At 43.4% G+C, this 18,615-nt stretch carries 11 protein-coding genes; 10 read left to right on the top strand and 1 reads right to left on the bottom strand.

Features of this window, described 5'->3' with window-relative positions; all coding sequences use genetic code 11:
- Positions 1-155 precede the first annotated feature (155 nt).
- The 9 genes from QMA13_RS25570 to QMA13_RS25530 all read left to right on the top strand — a co-directional run bounded on the left by QMA13_RS25570 (position 156) and on the right by QMA13_RS25530 (position 16,452).
- Positions 156-1,091 (top strand): carbohydrate ABC transporter permease, encoded by a 936-nt coding sequence (locus tag QMA13_RS25570; protein WP_282936534.1) that lies wholly within the window; start codon positions 156-158, stop codon positions 1,089-1,091.
- A 2-nt stretch (positions 1,092-1,093) separates the two neighbouring features.
- Positions 1,094-1,960, top strand: a complete 867-nt coding sequence (locus tag QMA13_RS25565; protein ID WP_282936533.1) for a carbohydrate ABC transporter permease — start codon at positions 1,094-1,096, stop codon at positions 1,958-1,960.
- Positions 1,961-2,041: 81 nt separating this feature from the next.
- Positions 2,042-3,385: an ABC transporter substrate-binding protein gene (locus QMA13_RS25560; protein ID WP_282936532.1), complete on the top strand. Its 1,344-nt coding sequence runs from the start codon at positions 2,042-2,044 to the stop codon at positions 3,383-3,385.
- Between the two features lie 77 nt (positions 3,386-3,462).
- Positions 3,463-5,226 (top strand): sensor histidine kinase, encoded by a 1,764-nt coding sequence (locus QMA13_RS25555; protein WP_282936531.1) that lies wholly within the window; start codon positions 3,463-3,465, stop codon positions 5,224-5,226.
- A 19-nt stretch (positions 5,227-5,245) separates the two neighbouring features.
- Positions 5,246-6,847: a response regulator gene (locus QMA13_RS25550; protein WP_282936530.1), complete on the top strand. Its 1,602-nt coding sequence runs from the start codon at positions 5,246-5,248 to the stop codon at positions 6,845-6,847.
- Positions 6,848-7,078: 231 nt separating this feature from the next.
- On the top strand, positions 7,079-8,236 hold the full coding sequence (locus QMA13_RS25545; protein ID WP_282936529.1) for a response regulator: 1,158 nt from the start codon (positions 7,079-7,081) through the stop codon (positions 8,234-8,236).
- A gap of 167 nt (positions 8,237-8,403) precedes the next feature.
- On the top strand, positions 8,404-12,255 hold the full coding sequence (locus QMA13_RS25540; RefSeq protein ID WP_282936528.1) for a helix-turn-helix transcriptional regulator: 3,852 nt from the start codon (positions 8,404-8,406) through the stop codon (positions 12,253-12,255).
- 229 nt (positions 12,256-12,484) lie between these two features.
- Positions 12,485-14,365 (top strand): hypothetical protein, encoded by a 1,881-nt coding sequence (locus tag QMA13_RS25535; RefSeq protein WP_282936527.1) that lies wholly within the window; start codon positions 12,485-12,487, stop codon positions 14,363-14,365.
- A gap of 134 nt (positions 14,366-14,499) precedes the next feature.
- On the top strand, positions 14,500-16,452 hold the full coding sequence (locus QMA13_RS25530) for an S-layer homology domain-containing protein (RefSeq protein ID WP_282936526.1): 1,953 nt from the start codon (positions 14,500-14,502) through the stop codon (positions 16,450-16,452).
- 135 nt (positions 16,453-16,587) lie between these two features.
- Here the strand turns inward: QMA13_RS25530 and QMA13_RS25525 are convergent, their stop codons facing one another.
- A complete protein-coding gene (locus QMA13_RS25525; protein WP_282936525.1) occupies positions 16,588-17,493 on the bottom strand; it encodes an AraC family transcriptional regulator in 906 nt (301 codons plus the stop codon).
- Between the two features lie 138 nt (positions 17,494-17,631).
- On the opposite strand from QMA13_RS25525, the gene QMA13_RS25520 reads away from it, so the two are divergent.
- Positions 17,632-18,456, top strand: a complete 825-nt coding sequence (locus tag QMA13_RS25520) for a phytanoyl-CoA dioxygenase family protein (RefSeq protein WP_282936524.1) — start codon at positions 17,632-17,634, stop codon at positions 18,454-18,456.
- The last annotated feature ends 159 nt before the right edge of the window (positions 18,457-18,615 follow it).

Raw genomic sequence — 18,615 nt, 5'->3', positions numbered from 1 at the left:
CGGGAACAATCCCTGCTTCTCTATTTTTTTAACTGTTAATGATCTTAAACACAATGATAATGATATTTGATTCTCGATACAGCCTAGCTGTCTTAAAATTGAAATATAGCATCGAGTAAGAAAAATCAGAACAGTTTTGAAGTGGAGGAAACCCAGTGAGTACCAATTCATCAACCGTTGTAAATGGGGCGATCGTAAGAAAACAAAAGCAGCGCATTCAGTGGTTGCCTTACATTCTTATCGCTCCGGCGATAGTCCTGATTATGGTCTTTTTGTTCTATCCCGTTGGAAATGTGTTTTACTTCAGCTTGCAGAAGTTCAATCCCGCAAAAGCTTATGAGAATGGATTTGTGGGGCTTGAAAATTTTATTACTATTCTCACAACGGACAAATTGTTTCTTTCAACTTTATGGGTCTCGGCTAAATGGGTGTTCGTCGAGGTAGCTCTCCAGCTCCTATTCGGGCTGGGTATCGCGCTTATGCTCAATCAAGCATTTAAATTCCGTGGATTATTCAGAGCTGCAGCCATATTGCCTTGGGCTATTTCAGGGGTTGTAACCTCCACCTTATGGCAAATTTTATTCAACGAGCAAATAGGACCGATCAACGATATTTTTATGAAATTAGGGCTTATCGATCATAAGATTGCTTGGCTCTCTGAAGTCCATACAGCATTTCCTGCAATTGTAACCGCTGAATTATGGAGAGGAATACCATTCTTCACAATCGCCTTACTCGCAGGGTTGCAAACCATTCCTGGTGACTTGTATGAATCAGCCGTGGTGGATGGAGCAGGGAGATGGAAATCCTTCATCCATATTACGCTCCCGTTTTTGAAAACGACCATCATCTTAACGACACTACTGCGGGCTGTCTGGGAATTTAATAATGTTGATTTAATATTTGTAATGACCAACGGGACAGGTGGGCCTATTGATTTAACGACAACACTGCCCATGTACATCGTGAAGCAAGCGGTTGTCGCACAAGACTTTGGTTACGGCTCGGCTCTAACCGTGATTGGATTTATCATACTGCTGCTGTTTGCAGTGTTCTACTTGAAATTAAGCGGATATGGAAAGGAAGAGTAAGCATGACAAAGACATCAATCATGAAATCAACTCCCCTTCTTCCTAGGATACTGGAAAGAACAGGACTTTTATATTTTCCAATGCTTCTGGCAATGGTATTTACTCTATTCCCCTTATTCTGGGCACTTGTCACCGCATTTAAAAGAGAGAGCGACATCACTAAGCTCCCTATAAAGTACTTGCCAATGCCCGCTACTTTTAATAATTTCCTAATTGCATGGAATAACGTAGGGTTCTCCAAGTATTTCGTCAACAGCTTAATCGTTGCAGCACTGACCGTACTTATCGTGCTTGTTTGCTCCATCTTGGTAGGCTATGCGATAAGCCGATTTAAATTTAAAGGCAAGAAGCTGTTCATGCTATTACTGTTATGCACGCAGTTTATTCCAGGGGCCATGCTGCTGATTCCTATGTTCGAGATTTTCAGAGCATTGCACCTGACTAGTAATTTGATGGCATTAGTCATCATTAATAGCACGTTCCAGCTGCCATTTAATGCTATTTTGATGAGTGGCTTTATATCAAACATTCCTGAACAGCTTGAAGAAGCGGCGATGGTTGATGGATGCAGTCGTTTGAAGTCCGTTTTCCTGGTTATATTCCCTATCCTTATGCCGGGTATCGTAGCGACCATGGTCTACACTTTTATTGGTTCGTGGAATGAATTCCTATTTGCCCTCATGCTGATCAGCAAAAAGGCGCTCTTCACATTACCGGTTGGACTCCGATACATGCAGGGTGAATATGACATTCAATATGGGGCTTTGGCTGCAGGAAGTGTCATTGCTTTACTGCCGGCGGCAATCTTGTTCGCCTATGTTCAAAAGTTTTTAGTACAAGGCATAAGTGCAGGAGCTGTAAAGGGTTAATATTTTCGAACTAATTCTCTTATCGAGTCTTTATTCGAAAAGGGATTTAGCATATATTAATACTATTAAGGAGATGTTAGCGTGTACAAAAAGGGTCTTAAGATGTTAATACTAATGGGCTCGGCCTTATCGTTGACCTTATCTGGTTGCGGCAGTGGAGGAGAGGTAAGCAACACGGGGACGAAATCGGATCAGACCGCCAAATCGACAGAAAATGTGAAGCTTACATTCTGGGATGAAAATCCTGGCCCTAACCGAACTCCTTTTTACGAAGAATTGATTAAGAGGTTTCAAGCTAAAAATCCGAACATTCAAGTTGAATATGTGGGAATACCAGCGAGTGGCGCTAAGCAAAAGTATGATGTTTCCATTGCGGCTAACGATACTCCGGATGTGGCGGGTATCAATATGGTGTGGTTATCCGATTTTGTAGCAAAAGGAGCTGTTCAAGAACTCGATCCGTATTTTAAGGATTGGAGTGATAAAGACAAGATTGCATCAAATATACTTGAGTTCGATCGCGGGCTGACAGCATCCAAAAAGCTGTATTATCTGCCGCATACGATGTTCTTGGATATACTCTGGTATCGAACAGATTGGGTAAAGGAAGCAGGTTTGAAAGCACCTACAACCTGGGACGACTTCTTTACGGATGTTGATAAGCTCACGGATATCAAAAATAATCGTTACGGATTCAGCATTCGCGGAGGGTCAGGAAGCATCAATCAGCTTACCTCTATGATTTATGCCTATTCCGGTATCACAGAATATTTTACGCCTGATGGCAAAGCTACGGTTAGAGATCCGAAAATCACGGAATTTTTGAATAAGTATGTAGCTCTATATAAAAAGAATACGCCTGTAAGTGACGTCACTAACAGTAATAAAGAAATGAACGCAACGTTCGACACAGGTACAACGGCCATCATTCAACATAACTTTGGTTCTTATAACGACCACGTAACGAACCTAGGTAACAGTAAATTTGCCGGTGTCATTCCACCCAAAGCAGCTAACGGAAAAAGAGTCGTAGTTCCTGTTGCCAATGGATTGGTCATGTTTAAAAACTCCAAACATCCTCAGGAGGCGTGGAAATTCTTAAGCTTCTTAATGAATGCCGAAAGCCAGACGTATTGGAATGAAAATATTGGTCAAATGCCTACTAACACCGATTCACTGAAAAGTGATTACGTAAAAAACACGCAGCATATCCAACAAGCGGCAGAAGTACTGGCGGACAAAGATACGGCTTCATTAAGTCTTCCTACTCATCTCCCGGATTATACAAAGATCACGACTCAACAGCTGGAGCCTGATTTCCAAAAAGTGCTGACAGGTAAAATGACCGTTGATGAATTCGTTAAAGGCTGGGCAACTTCGATGGAAAAAGCCAAAGCGGACTATGATGCTGCAATGAAAAAATAAGCAAGATGTATCCATCACATTTGGGGTGAACAATCATTTGTTCTCCCTGAATGTTGTTATATAGGGGGAGAAACTCTGTGCCGGTATTTCGTTCATTAAAATCAACGATCCTTTGGTTATTTGTCCCCATTATCATATTATTTGTTCTGGTCACAGGTACGGTTTCATTTATTCTGGCTTCACAGCAGTTAGAAGAAAACGCTTACACCAATTTAAACGATACTATTGCTCAAACGAAAAGCCTATTAAACGATAAGCTAACTGCGTTTATTGTGGAACTTATTGGTCTGGAAAATAAATCCGAATGGATAACTATAATGAATAAGACGGATGCTCCGGATGTTTCCCTTGACCCAGAGGATTACATTTTTATGAATAAGGCATTAGACTCTTATTTTGAACGCTATTCCATGCTGGATTCTGTATTGTTTTATTACAATGAGGGACGAGTATCTCTTTTTAAACAAAATTCTTTAGGCTCAACCGTCCATATATCTTTAGAAGATTACAGTAATAAATTGGAAAGCGATCGCCTATCGGTAATGAAATGGCTTAATATACATGATGAAGATAAGTTAGCTACACCGCAGGTGATCAGTGTTTATCGCATGTTTGGCAAAGATACATCGCATACAAAGGGAATATTCATGATGAATTTGAAGAGTCGATACTTTAGCGATTTATTAAACAATGCGAAGATCAGCACCAATGGTTATTTATGCATCGTTAGCAATGATGGGGTAATGAGCTTTAAAAATGTAGAACAACACTATGATATGGATGATACAGTTTTGCAAAAGCAGCTAATGACAGCTGATGAGCCCTCCGGTCAAATCAATATCACGAATAAATATGGCGAAAAGATGTTGATTGTTTACGATACGTTAAGCATCAATAAATGGAAGATCGCTGCAATTGTGCCGGAAAGTGAGCTTTTTAACAAGGTGAATTCTATTGGATTGGTGATCATTACGGTGATGCTATTGGTCATTGTGTTTGCTGCAATTCTCTCCAATATTATCGTTCATATCATTACAAAGCCACTGATTAAATTAACCCATAAAGTAAATCGTATTGACGATGGAAATTTGGAAATTAGGTACAAAACGTTTCCTTCTAATGAAATCGGCATACTTAGCAGAGGCATTCAGGAAATGACGCTTAGAATCAAGAATCTGTTAAAGGAAGTTAAGGAGGAGCAGGAGAAGAAGAGGTCAGCGGAGTTGGCTGTTCTACAGTCCCAGATTAAACCTCATTTTTTGTATAATACGTTATTTTCGATTAAACAGCTTTGTGATATGGAAGAAAATAAAGACGCTGCCAAGATGGTGACAGCTTTATCTAACTTCTATCGAATTAGCATTAATAAAGGGAATGAAAATATCCCAATATCCCAAGAGATCGAGCATATCCGAAATTATTTGTATATTCAGCAGATGAGGTATGGCGAGGATTTTAGCTATGAAATTGACATCGAACCGGAAATAATGAATTGCCATATTGTTAAGCTGACTTTACAGCCTTTAATTGAAAATGCTATTTATCATGGAATGAAGCAAAAACGAGGACAAGGCTTGATACGAATTTGGGGGCAATTACACAATAATCAAGAGGTACAGCTATATGTGGAGGATAACGGCAAGGGGATGCCAGAAGAAGACGTGAAAGCAATTAATCAAAGTTTAATGGTAGAGGAAGCTAGTGAGAGTGTGCTGGGTTTTGGCATTCTTAATGTAAATAAGCGTCTTCAGCTTAACTATGGAACATCTTATGGCCTAATCTACGAAAATAAACTTCATGGTGGTATCATCGTGACGATAAGAATCCCATTTTATGGATAACAAACAGGAGGGTGTTAATATGATGAAGGTGGTCATTGTAGATGACGACAGCATTATTCGCAAAGGGTTGTCGCGGACGGTCCCTTGGGAACAGAATGGATTTACTCTCGTTGGGTCGGCTAGAGACGGGGAGGAAGCTTTAAGCCTGATTGCTGAAGTGAGGCCTAATCTTCTATTAACAGATATCCGAATGCCTTTTATGGATGGGTTTCAACTGACGGAGGTTGTGAAAGAGAAGTTCCCAGAAATGAAGATTATTATGCTGACCAGCTTTGACGAATTTGAGCTTGCTCATCGGGCGTTGAAATTAAAGGTTTTTGACTATCTGCTGAAGCCTGTTGATACTCAACATCTTTTGGACACAGCCAAAAGGGCGATGGCCGAGCTTGAATATGAGAACGAAATGAAGCGGAAGGTCGTTGAAGGCATGCCACTGCTGCGACAAAGATTTCTGGAGAAATTAATTAAAGAGAATTTATCCGCGGACGATATTCGTTCCCACAGCGACTTTCTCAATTTCAGACTGCCAAGAGCCCGATATGTGGTTATCTTATTAACTGCAGACGATTATAGCTATCCCGATTACCAGAACCGCTTAGGTAAAGAAATGCTGAAATACTGCATACTGAATGTTGCCGAGGAAATGTTGCGAGATTATGAGGGAGTTGTTTTCGATTCGGAGGATGGAGAGATTGTTATCATCTATTGTGGAGAGGGAGAGCAGGACCTGATCGAACAGAACACGCTACAAATAGCGGAGACCATTCGAGGTAATGTAGAAAAATATTTGAAAACGACTGTGACTGTCGGGATTGGCTTTATCTATGATCATCCTGGTGATATTTCAAGGTCTTATCGTGATGCGAAAGCGGCTATTGAATTCCGACATATGATCGGCAAGAATAGGGTACTGACTGTTGGGGATACGGGTCTTCCCCCCACTTGCTCAACGGAAATCATATTAAACGGATTAGAGAGTGAACTTGTTATGAAGGTTAAGCTTGGGCTGCATAAAGAAGCACATGCTATTCTGGATGGCATTGAACAAAAGGTGCTGGAAATTAAATTCGTGTCATTGGTTCAAGTTCGGTTAATCGGAATCGAGATCAGTCTTCTTATGTTCAAAGAGTTGGAAGAGATCGTGAAGCGAAATGAAAGATTTAAGGATAGTATGGAGTCGTTCTACACTTATTATAATGAGTTAGAACGATTCCAAACGGTTCAGGACATCTTTGATTCGATACGTCAGTTGACCAATCGCTTCATTGACATTACGAATCTTCAGCGGGAAATCCAAACGAAAAGTATAGTTCATAAGGCAATTGAATATATCGAAAACAACTACGGTACGGAAGGGTTATCCCTTCAAGAGGTCGCCCGTTTCGTACATATCAGCCCGACTTACTTGAGTATTCTCTTTAAGAAGGAGAAAAATATTACATTCAGTGACTTTCTGCTGCAAGTTCGTATGAAAGCAGCGACAGAATTGCTTAGAATGAGCGGCTTGAAATCCTATGAAGTAGCGGAGAAGGTCGGGTACAGCAATCCGCAATATTTCAGTCAATGTTTCAAGAAGTATACCGGGTTCTCGCCAACAGATTATAAGAACAATGTTCATTGAATGAGTGGTAAGTTTGGTTATTCAATAAAATAAAGATCGCTCTCCGCCTAGAAATAGGCTTATGGGAGGGCGATCTTTTTGATTGACAACATATCTGTACGGAGCAATTCACGAACTAAATAAGCGATTGTGAGTTTCTTGTGAGAACCATTTAGTACAATCATCAAGGATTTGGTTTTGCAAGAAACTATCGCTTAGACCGAAGGGTATATTCATGATCAAGAGGAGTGAATGGCAATAATTCGCGTTATGTTGATAGATGACGATGAAAACGCGCTGGATCGTTTGGAGATTTTATTGCTTGAGCTTTGTGACGTAGCGATTATTGTTACACGCTACGACAATCCTTTGAAAGCATTAAAGGAGCTTGAAGCGACCGATGTGGATGTAGTATTTATGGATATTCAAATGCCTGGGAAAAAGCGGATGGAAACGGCGAGGAAGATTAAAGCGATGAGACCCCATACACAGGTTGTCTTTATTAGCTCTTCTTCAAAATATGCTATTGAAGCCTTTGAAATCGGCTCGATGGATTATTTGTTAAAGCCTATTACGAAAGATAGATTGAGTAACACGGTTTCTCGCATTGTGAAAGCCTTATCTGATCGTATATCCGTCAATAATGCAGGCGTTGGACAAATCTTTGCGCAATGTTTAGGCGGATTTAATATTCATACAGCACATGGAATGCTTCAATGGAAAACAAACAAAGAAAAAGAACTATGCGCGTTTTTAGTGCACCATGGCGGCAACGAAGTTACAGCATCTACTATTATTGAATCGCTCTGGCCCGAATCTGATCTTAAGAAAGCGAAAGCGTACTTATATACCTGCTTATCTTATTTGCGTAAAAGCTTCCAAATAAATGGCGTTCCTGCCAGTATAGAAAAGCGCGGAGGAGGTTATGTCATTAGTGGTAATGGAATGGAGAGTGATTTGCCGGCATTTCTGGCTTTGATGGAAACAGCAGTATCAGAAGGCTGCTTGGATGAACGGCAGTATAGAAGGATGAACGCTTTGCGTAGAGGTGACTATTTGGATGGTTGCGACTTTCAATGGGCTGTATGGAAACAGGAAAAACTCACTACTAAATATATCCAAGCATTGAGGATTGTATATAAACACTTTATGAAGAGTGGTAATGTGCTGCTTGCAATTGATAGCTTGCAGCGCATTTTGGAGCTAACTCCTGATTCTGAAAATGATGGACGGGAGCTGATCAAGCTCTACTTACATGCGGACAAGCGCAATGAAGCCTTAAAAGTATTCCGTCAGCTGGACCGGGAGGTTCGGGGAAATATGGGCGTTGAGCTGGAGTCAGCGACGGTGCAATTATACACACTTATTGCGGAGAACAGCATTGTATCGGACCAATTTGTCCGAAATTGAAATAGTATTCTTTTGTACGCTGTGAAAAGGATCTATCGAATTGATGGTTAACGAGAAAAAACACTTCCCTTCAGAAGGAACAACAAGGGGAACAGCACATATTGTCGAATTATTGTAGTTATACATGCAATATGGACGTATGCTGTTTATGAAGGGGTAGTGTTAGCATGCAAGAGCTTTATAAAACCATCCAAATCCCGGATGAAATTTATGGAAGAGAAGAGGAATTGGTCGTTTTGCAAGAAGCATTTCGATGGGCTTCTCTTGGTTCTACCGAGTTGGTGGTTATTTCGGGACAGCCCGGCTTGGGGAAAACCTCTCTCGTGCAAAAGGGCTTTAAGTCCACCGTTATTGGAGCTTGCAAATTTGCAACAGGTAAATTTGATCAGTATAGCACGGGAATCCCTTATGAGCCTTTAATTAAATGTTTTCAAATTGTCATTAGACAGATGCTCACGGAGCCTGAACCAGTTCTCCAAGCATGGAGCCAACGAGTGAAAGAAGTGGTTGGACCGAACAGCGCGGTAATTACGGAATTGATTCCAGAGGCGGAGCTGCTTCTTAAACCGGAGCTGCCGTTAGAGGAACTTCCTCCTATTGAGTCCCAGAACCGGTTTGAATCGGTTTTTTGTCGATTTGTTCAAGTGTTTGGCCAGATGGACCATCCCCTCGTCTTGTTTTTTGATGATGTGCAATGGGCAGATGAGGCTTCGCTTAGGCTGCTGCACTCCTTGATTGTCGCTCCGGAAAGTCAAAATCTCCTCGTTATCGCAGCCTATCGTGAACAGGAAAGTATGGGGAATATCGAACAATGGCTGCTAGGGGAACATACGGGATATTCGGTCCGTCGAGTCTCACTTAAGCCTCTTGATTTCGGTGACATACAAAAGATAGTGGCGGCTTCACTCGGATGCAGTCCATCGGAATGCTTGCCATTAGCTCATTTATTTTTTGCCAAATCGGTGGGCAATCCGCTTTATTTGAAGCAGCTGCTAAAAATGGCATATGACGAGCAATATATTCAATTCAATGCCCAAGGCCCTATGTGGGAATGGCAGTTGGATGCTCTCAAGCGTTTTCCTGATATTGACGGTCAAATGGACTATTTGGTGGATCGTATCAATAAAATTCCGATGCGCTCCAAGGAACTGCTTGTTACTAGTGCCTGTCTAGGGAATAATTTCAATGCTGCGTTATTAACTGCTGTGAGTGGTCATAGGGAACATGAGCTTGTTGAGTTATTGTCTCCAGCCGTTAAGGAGGGCCTCTTAGTTACGGCGGAGGATACCGAATCTATCAGGGAATATCAATTTACACATGACAAAATCCAGCAAGCGGCGTATTCCATATTAGATCATCAACGTTTAATGGAAGTTCATCATCAAGCAGGGCATTATTTGCTGAAAGAACATTCAAGTGACAAAGAAGCATTGTTGTTCGATATTGTGAATCATTATAATCATGCGTTGGGCCTGTTATCTCCAAAGGATCGTGAAATGGTTGCCGCATTGAACGAGGAAGCGGGTAGGAAAGCACTGCAATCTTCTGCCTATTCGACGGCGCTGCATTATTTTACAGCAGGGATTGAATGTGTCCCGGAATCCTTCTGGAATGACCGATTTGAATTCATGTTTCAACTCCATTTAAAATGTGCCGAGTGCGCTTACTTATGCGGACTATATGAACAGGCAGACGCTATACTAAATAAACTTTTGAAACAGACGCACAATTGGTCAGAACGGGTGCAAGTATATAAATTAAAAATCGAACGGTACAGCAACACAGGAAACTATTCGCAAGCAATAGATTTAGGACTTCAGGTGCTGCGGGATGCCGGTATTCGAATATCAGAACAGCCGCATAAATGGGTTATTCTCAAGGAAGTTTTTTTAACCAAGCGGCTGTTGAATAAGAGGATGGAGGAGCTGCCCACCTTACCTGAAGTGACGGATCCTCAAGCTAAAGGTGTCATGGAGCTGTTAGTAGCTCTCGTTGCGCCTACGTTCTTCTTCAATCGCAGTGTTTTTGCTATTATTGCCTCCAAATTCATTCGATTAGTTTACGATTATGGTTCTTCATCAATAGCTCCCAGCTTATATGCGGCATATGGCATGCTGTTAGGTACTACACTCGGTCAATACCAGATGGGATACCGTCTGGGGCAAATAGCGATCGACTTGGCCGATCGGTCTGGTGTTGCCTCCATTAAAACCAAAGTGCATGTCATGTTCTACGGAGTCATATCACCTTGGGTACGATTTGATCGAGATGATGAAGTCAAGCTGGAGCAAGCAGCCAGACTTGGGCTGGAGGCAGGAGATTATGTATACGCAAGCTATGCAATCGGCAGCCTTATTAATTTGTCTTACGTTCGAGATTCTATGGACCGCATGTTCGATGTCAATCGCAGAAATTTGCAGTTGATCGAGCAAACCAAAGAGGACTTGGTATTCAAAAACGCGCTAATTTATATGGAATTGGCCAAAAGCTGGAGATGCTCCCAAGGGGAGATTCTGTCGATCACGGACGGCAGGACCGGTGAAACGGAATTTTTAGAAGAAGTAATGAAGGATGAAGGCAAAGCCGTAACTCTGTATCAAGTATGCACGTACAAAGCTCAAATGTACTATTTGTTTGGGTACTATCGGGATGCTGTCCGTTTATCGGAACAAGCCAATCCCTATGAGCATTTGTCATCCCATGCTCCTCACTTAGCGGAACATCACTTCTATGAGGCATTATCCATAGCAGCTGCTTGGGGGGAATTATCTGTAAACGAAAAGAGAGCATATTCCAAAACGCTAAAGCGAAGATATCGGCAGTTCAAGGCGTGGGACCGGATGTCGCCGGAAAATTTCAGACATAAGCTGTTATTGATTCAAGCGGAAATAGCACGTCTAAAAGGAAATGAACAGGAGATGACCGATTTATACGACCGTTCCATCCAGTTCGCCCGTGAGCGGAATTATGCACAATACCAAGCGGTTGGTTGTGAGCTGGCGGCAAAGTATCATTTGCAAAAAGGCAGAGAAAGAATTGCCCTAGGCTATATTCAAGAAGCCTATGAGATGTATGGCGTATGGGGAGCGGAGTCCAAACGATATCTATTAAAGGCACAATATCCACAGTGGCTGCAAGAGACGATTAGTAACCAATCACGAGCATCCACAGTCATTTTAGAAAATAGCTTGGAGCAGCGCCAACAAAATGAGACCGACATTTCTGGTACATCAGAAGGTTTGGAACTAAGGAAAGAGCCCGCTGCAAAAGAAATTGATTTTGGTGCCATTGTAAAAGCTTCTTTGTCTTTGTCCCAGGGGCTGGACTTGAAGGAGCTTCAGAAGCATCTGCTGCAAATCATCATGGAGACCTCCAATGCCGAAAAAGGATGTTTGCTCGTGCTAAGGAACGGCAATATACGCTTGGAAGCCGTTATGCGAGCTAACGGGGAAGTGGTGGACTTATCTAGAGCTTTGGAAGATAGCGAGGAAGTGCCAGTTACTATGATCCAGTACACATCCCGGCTGGGACAATGGGTACAATCCGAAAATGCCGTACAGGATGATCTTTTTCAAACAGATCCTTATATTATCCGAAATCAAAGTCGGACAGTATGCTGCTTACCGCTATTTTTACAAGAACAATTGTCGGGAATGCTCTATTTGGAAGATAACAGGAGCTGCCGCTTTATTGCTGATGATAGGATCACCACGATTCGCATCCTGGCGTCACAAGCATTATTCGTTTGGAAGCTGTCCGGCTCGTTCGGAGATACTTCGATTTCGTCGATCATGACAACGGAAAAGCAGGAGGAGGACTCTGTAGACTCCTTGACCGATCGCGAGCTTGAAGTGTTGAACCTGATGGCTTCCGGAATGACGAATAAGGAAATTGCTTATCAGTTGGGGGTAACGGCAGGCACGGTCAAGGTTCACATCCATAATATTTTTAGCAAACTAAATGTGAACCGGCGGACAAAAGCTATCGCAGAAGCCAAAAAGAAAAAAATACTGATTTAGCCGTGAGGATGCGCAGAGCATCCTTTTTTTTGTGATATAACGATTTTTCTTTTGATCTATACCATTTGGTATATGCGGTTTTTTGTCGAAATAGATACAATCGTAATGATCTTCAAACAGCGAGTACGGTTTGAAGCATATCTATATAGGCAGGAGGAACTAATTTATGGGAGTGTCATAGCCGTCAGTATGAAATTATAGAAACTATGAAGTTAGGGAGGATATTGTTTTGCAATCGGCATGGTCCAAAAACAGCTTCAGACGCTGGCAAATCGTTATCACTTATTTACTTATTGCAGGACTTGTTGCTCTCGGTGGAGGGCTTCCGGCTCAAGCTGATCTAGGTAACGACCTCAGCTCTTTTGGCAACTTTACGGTGACGACAGAGACCCCTGCATTTTTTAGCGGCTACTGGGATAACCAAGGCAGCTATTCAAAAGAGACCCCTGTTTTTCATTTTAAGTTTACTGCTACCGATGATATACAGGCGGGAGATATCATTCAAGTCGAGCTGCCGTATCAATATAATTTTGTAGGGAACACAAACTTTTTGTGGGCAACCAATAAGGCGGTTCCGACAACCAATATGGTTACTAAGGTAAATGAAATATCAAGGAGCATCCTTGATGCCGCAACTACACAATACTCTGAGAATTGGCATCCTGCCTTACAATTCAAATTATCCAGCAGCATCGGAAGCGGCGATAATGTGGACATTCGATTGGCTGATTTTTTGATTACACCCGATTATCACTACATTAGACCAGGTCAGCAGGAGTATGCGATCAGTACGGACAAAAACACGAATCCACTAACAACGACGCATAATCTGTACACTAATAATGTCGCGAATTTTTACCCGGATGCCGACTCGTATGCGACAGCGGCCGTCACGGGGTACCACTTTAAATTTACTGTGATGCAGCCCATTGATCCCAGCGCGAGTATCACGATAGTATTTCCTCAAGGAATTACAAGACCTGCGACGATTGATGCATCCAAAATAAAAATCAATGGAATGGCTGCTTCATCAGCAGTCTGGACAGGTAATGAATTGACTTTACAGCCCTCAAATGCATTGCAAAGCTTCTCAATCGCTGTGATTGATATTGATTCGTCTGCTCAAGTGACGAACCCTCCCGTACCAGGGTATTACAATTACGACATCAAAACCAGCGTAGATCCAAAGGCTGCAACTCGGCGGATCGGCATCATATCTTCGTCAGGGGCATCCTTAGCTGATAATCCGTCTCATAACGAAGGATATGTAAGCAGCGATGGTAACCAATTGCGTTTTATGTTTGCGGCACCTACCATATTGAAGGGCGGGGATACCGTTACGGTTTCCAGCGCTCCTGGTACCATTTTGAGCGATCCGACTATTGATTCAGGAGATATCACATTGGAATGGGCATCTCAATATCAAGAGCATAACGAAGCCCCTCCAAGCTCAGTAACTCGCATAGCAGACAACAGGCTTCAATTTGTCCTTCCCGCAGATTATTACTGCGATCCTGATTACCATCTCGTATTCAATATTCCGAACGTCATAGGGCACAGCTATGGGGAATACGAATTTCAAGTTACTACTTCACAGCAGCGTCTTCCTGCAAGCGTAACACTGCTTGTTACGCCAACTGAAATTCAAAATTTGCAGCTGAATGTCAGTTCGACAGTAGCGAGTGCTCCGAACGTGTCCTATTCGTTTGCTTTCCAGACGAATCAGCCGTTGGAGGAGGGAGACGCATTTAACATCGTAATTCCTCAAGGGATGACCATTCCGGCAGGAATACAAAAGAGTGATATTGCCGTTAACGGTGTGCAAGCTAACAGTATCTCGTATGATAGCTTTCTACATAAACTTAGTGTAGGCGTTCCTATGAAATTACACTTGCTGGATTCGGTTACTATCGCCATATCCGGAAATGCGGGGCTTACCAATCCGGCTATTGGGGAGTATTCGTTTAGCGTATATCCTATTTGGAACAATTGGGAAGCAGCTACTGTAAAGATTAGCTTTACCGAAGCGCCGACAATGACTGGAATAACGGTCTCTCCGAACATCGTAGATCTGAAGCTGGGGGGAGTATCAGCAAGCAGTTACAGGTAACGGCGAATTTTTCGGATCAAACGGTAAAAGATATAACGGCCGCTAGCCTAGGCACAACATACAGCAGCAGCGATACGAATGTAGCCACCGTCAGCGCAGATGGTCTTATTGAGGCTAAGCAGGTAGGGCAAGCGGTGATTGCGGTTACTAACAGCGGTTTTACCGAATTAGTTAACGTAACGGTAGCCAAAGCGGATGCTCCTCCGCCTATTAAGGTAACAGGAATAACCGCATCTCCCAAAGTGGTTGAGCTGAAGCTAGGAAACAATATTGCTAAGCAGCTTCAAGTAACAGCCAGCTTATCGGATCAAACGGTAAAAGATGTAACAGCGTCAAGCTACGGAACGGTGTACAGCAGCAGCGATGCGAATGTGGCCACGGTCAAAGCCGACGGTCTGATTGAGGCCAAGCAGGCAGGACAAGCGGTGATAACAGTCACCAACAGCGTGTATAGTGACAAAGTAAACGTAACAGTAGCCAAAGCCGACACGCCAACATCAGTCATTACGATGACGGGAATAGCCGTCTCTCCCAAAGTGGTTGAGCTGAAGCTAGGAAACAATATTATTAAGCAGCTTCAAGTAACAGCCAGCTTATCGGATCAAACGGTAAAAGACGTTACGGCGGCAAGCGCTGGCACGATGTACAGCAGCAGCGATACGAATGTAGCGACCGTCAAATCGGACGGCTTGATCTTGGCCAAGCAGGCCGGACAAGCGGTCATAACGGTCACCAACAGCGTGTATAGTGATAAAGTAAGCGTAACAGTAGTCAAAGCCGATACCCCAGCACCAGTCATTACGATGACGGGCATAACCGCCTCTCCCAAAGTGGTTGAGCTGAAGCTGGGAAGCAGTATCAGCAAGCAGCTGCAGGTGACGGCGAGCTTATCGGATCAAACGGTAAAAGACGTCACGGCCGTAGGCGCTGGCACGACGTACAGCAGCAGCGATGCGAATGTGGCCACGGTCAAAGCAGATGGTCTGATCGAGGCCAAGCAGGCAGGACAGGCGGTCATAACGGTCACCAACAGCGTATACAGCGACAAGGTAAACGTTACGGTAACGGCAGATCAGCAAGGCGGGGGTCAGACAACTTCGAGACGCCATCATTCCTCCTTGCCTTTGCAGGAAGCAGATAGCGTAGAGAAGGACATTACTGCCGCTGAAGGCGGAATTGTAGACCTTAAAGGTACAGCTTCTGTACAAATTCCTCCAAATGCACTGCCAGCGGACGGGAAAATAAAAGTTGCCAAGCTACCGGCAGATCGAGCACCTCTTGCTGCATCCTTGGAAAGCTACAGCCAAACGGTAGAGTTCAGCAGCAGTACAGGAAAAACATTCAAACTACCTGTAACGTTAGGGTTTACTTATCGTTCGCCACAAGTAAGTGGAAGCTTGAAGCCGGCAGTTTATTACTACAACGAATCCCAGGCCCGGTGGGTTTATATTGGGGGTAATGTGAAGGACAATGGCACCATTACCGTTGAAGTAAACCATTTCGGCAAGTTTGCTGTATTTGCGGCGGATGTAATTCAATTTAATGATTTGAATGGACATTGGGTAGCAGCGTATGCAGATCGTTTAATGGGCATGAGCGTTATTCGTGGATTTGAGGATCATACGTTTCGTCCGAATCAGAATGTCACTAGAGCAGAATTTGTGAAAATGATTGCAGATGTCATGGGCTTGCAATCCACTGCGGTTTCTGCAACTTTTGCAGACAATGATTCGATTCCGTCTTGGGCAAAAGGAGCGGTTGCCTCGGCGGTGCAAGCTGGGATTATCTATGGCTATGAAGAGCAGGGCAAGCTATGGTTCAAACCGAACCAACCGATAACACGTGCAGAGATGGCTGTTATTCTCGGTAAAGTACTGGAGCAGCGGCCAACCACTATCATCATGGATAAAGTTGTATTTTCCGATCAGGCTATTATTCCGGCATGGGCACAGTCAGCGGTTAATGTGATAGCTGCTCATAAAATAGTCAGCGGCTATCAGGACGGTTCATTCCGACCAGATCATAGCGCCACGAGAGCAGAAACGGTAAAAATGCTGTATATGCTGTCAGAGTTATTGCCAATTTAAGCATGCAAAATCCATCCTGGTTATTTTTAATCAGGGTGGATTTTTTATTTAAACGAAGAAGCTCATGGAGTCATTCATTCAAAAACTGCGCTTTCTTCTTAAAAAGGGCGTTTTGGTGAAGGCGAATAAGCATTTTTATATCATTGGATTACGATCCGCCTCATCTCGTTCAGTGTAGTTTACAGTACCTTGCTGCTTAAATTCGCTAGGAGTTACTCCTGTTTCTTTTTTGAAATTTCTGCTGAAATAGTGAATGCTGATATAGCCTAGCCGCTCTGCGATACAATCCATTCTTTCCCCGTTTAAAAGTGCCTGCTTCGCTTGTCGGATTCGTTCCGATATAAGGAAGTGCTTCGGATTCTGACCGACTTCTTCACGAAACAGCCGTGTAAAATAGCTGGAGTGATAGCCGCATAACTGGGCTAGCTTGGAAACGGACCAATTTCTGGCAGGGTAGTCACGCATTGCTCGTAATGCATTTTGGATTTTAGGGCCGTGTTGCGAATGGCTCGGGCTTCTGAGCTGTCGTACTATAAGTACGATCATTTTCATCAATAAGGACCTTAGTAGATACGGGTAGGTCAGATGCTGCTGCTGGTATTCCACAACCATTTCCAGCAAGGTGGTTTCAATAACAGGAATGCGTACATGATGGGGAACGTGAAGCAATTTCCCTTCTGGGAGCACAAGGCCGTACGACGTCGGGTTAAATGTCTGCTCTGTTGGTGAGGCCACTCGTATTCCGTGAGCAGGGTGTACAGGAAGCGGGGAGCTTTCGTTCCAGGAAAAATGCAAACTGACGTAATCCGTAAGCTTTACTGTAGATAACTGGTGAGGACTGTTAGCACCATAAAACACACATTCTCCCGGTAAGATGCTATAGCGTTCCGTTCCGAGCTCTAACACAGCCTCTCCGGAAATGACATAGAACAATTGACAATCCGGAATGATTCGAGGCCCCCACGTAGTTCCGGTATCCGCTGCTGAACGAGCCACAAAGTTGACTGTTGGAGACATACTATACAATTCGTGAGTGATCAACGATTACCGCCTCCCTTAGCGGGAAAAGATTGAAAAAGTGCAAATAAGGCTTGAAAAATGCCAAATACACACGTTTCGATTGTTTGTAAGATTAAACCATAACCGAAAACATTATAACATTGAATGGGAGGCTATAACATGTTAAGTGCTGCTCAAATAGATGAGTTCGAAACGCAAGGTTTTCTGAAGGGATCTGTCATACTAAATGATGAAGAAGTGGAGAAGCTGCGTGAGGAATTGGATCTGGTAATGGAGGGCAAGTCCGTCAAAAAAGCGGTTCTAAATCATAACAAAAATGAAAAGAAAGACGGCCTTTATGATGATATGAAAATGAGTGTGGACGAAAAGGTAGTTCAGATCGTTAACATTTGGATGGCAAGTGATCCGTTCTTACAGCATGCTTCTCACCCGGTTATCTGCGAAGAGATTGCACAGCTCTGTAGAACGGATACGCTACGTATATGGCATGATCAAGTTCAATACAAACCGCCAGTATCTGGTGGGCCCACGGGATGGCATCAGGATCACCCGTTATGGCCTATTATACAGCCTGCCGATCTGGTCAGCGCTTGGGTTGCGTTAGATGATGCTATCATTGAAAACGGATGCATGTGGATGGTGCCTGGAAGTCATAAGTGGGGGGATCATCAGAAGCATTTAGCCAGCACCTCCGACTTTAAGCCTTATCATAAACAACCTCACCTGCTTCCTCAGGATGCTGTTGTAGAGGCGGTTCCTTTTGAGATTAAGAAAGGTCAGATAGGTTACCATCACTGTCTGACCTGGCATGGAAGCCCGCATAACCGATCCCAGTTGAAACGACGAGCGATAGCAGTTCACTACATGCCCGGCCATACACGATACGAACCTATGAAAAACCATGTGATGCATCAATATGTTTCGGTGAAACCCGGGGAAATTCTTGTTGGCGCGCAATTTCCGGTTGTTTACAGCCAGGGGTGATCATGGGATGTAATGGAGGAAGAGTGAACAGCAATTCAGTACAGAGAATGGTGCAGCGCTTGGATAAATCAAAGTCGGCATTGTAGATTGCGGCTGGCAAGAGCAAAGCTTTGACGATTCCGAATGACTATTCGCTTCGGAACACAGGGGAGAGGATCA

It is taken from the genome of Paenibacillus sp. RC67 (genome assembly GCF_030020805.1).
Taxonomy (GTDB): domain Bacteria; phylum Bacillota; class Bacilli; order Paenibacillales; family NBRC-103111; genus Paenibacillus_S.
The sequence above is the reverse complement of the archived record's forward strand: the minus strand, read 5'-3'. Positions and strand labels throughout refer to the sequence as shown.